Source organism: Tepidicella xavieri, from assembly GCF_004363315.1.
In the GTDB taxonomy this organism is placed as follows: domain Bacteria; phylum Pseudomonadota; class Gammaproteobacteria; order Burkholderiales; family Burkholderiaceae_C; genus Tepidicella; species Tepidicella xavieri.
Map to the genome: position 1 here is coordinate 1 of NZ_SNYL01000035.1, position 1,121 is coordinate 1,121.

Here is a 1,121-nt window from a genome sequence, read left to right on the forward strand (position 1 = left end):
TATTGCTCCGGCCCCTAGAAGTTTCAACCGGCGGCGTATTTGACCCTGGGGTCCTGGAAGTAGCTCATCACCCGCTCGGGTGAGTTCTCCAGCATGGCCATGTGTTCGTTGGCTGCCTCGCGCAGTTTGGCCTTGGTCCTCACCGGCACCCGCTTGCCCATGGCCTGCTTGAGGTCGGCGTTCAAACGCTCTTCCGGGTTGAGTTCCGGGCTGTAGCTGGGCAGGTAGAACACCTCGATCTGTTCCTTTCTCTCTGCCAGCCACGCCTTGACCGGCTTGCTGTGATGTACACGCAGGTTGTCAAGGATCAGGAACACCTTCTTGCCCGCATCCTTGATCAAGGCCTCCAGGAACTCAATCAACTTGTCGCTGTTGAAGGCCTCCTCAATGATCATCCAGCGTGCCTTGCCTCGGTTGGTCACCGTGGCGATCATCGACAGCTTCTGGCGTGTGCTGCCCACCGTGTAAGCCACGGGTGTTTCACCTGCTGGGGCGTAGCTCCTGCCACGTACATCGGTGTTGACCAGTGCGGTCTCATCACCCCAGTGGATTTCACCACCCTCTGCCTTGGCTTGTTCCTCAATCGCCGGGTAGTGCTCATCGAGCCAGGCCTTGACCGCCTCCGGGCGCTGTTCGTAGGCGCGCTTGATGGGCTTTTGTGGCGTGAAGCCCCAGCGTGCCAGGTATTTGCCCACGGTGCGCACACCCAATTTCAAGCCACATTCCTGTTCGATAAGCTGCATCACGGCGGCGCGACTCCACAGGAAGAAGTCCATCTTCAATTGCTCGGGACGCTTGTCGCAGATGGTCTTCTGGATGTGGGCTTCTTGCTCTGGAGTGAGCAAGCGGGCATCTCCTTTGGATCGCCCACGACTGGCGGGCTTGATGGCAGCCCAGCCGCCTTGCTCGAACAGATCAAGCACCTTGCGCACCGCCGGGTAGCTCAGCCCCGTCATCTGCACCAGTTCCATGACCTTGATGCCCCGTTTGTGCAGTCGGATGACTTGCTTGCGCCGCTCGTGAAGCTGCTGCAGGGTTTGGTATCTCGCGTCTTCTTTTTCCATGAAAGATGGGACTACCAAATCACCAGATAGTTCAATCTTTATGGGGCCTGATCAATA

General features: G+C 58.1%; 1 protein-coding gene. It reads right to left on the reverse strand.

Translation table 11 applies throughout. The features are described 5' to 3' along the window. Positions 1-23: 23 nt before the first annotated feature. On the reverse strand, positions 24-1,064 hold the full coding sequence (locus tag DFR43_RS13580) for an IS630 family transposase (RefSeq protein ID WP_133599600.1): 1,041 nt from the start codon (positions 1,062-1,064) through the stop codon (positions 24-26). Between the last annotated feature and the right edge of the window lie 57 nt (positions 1,065-1,121).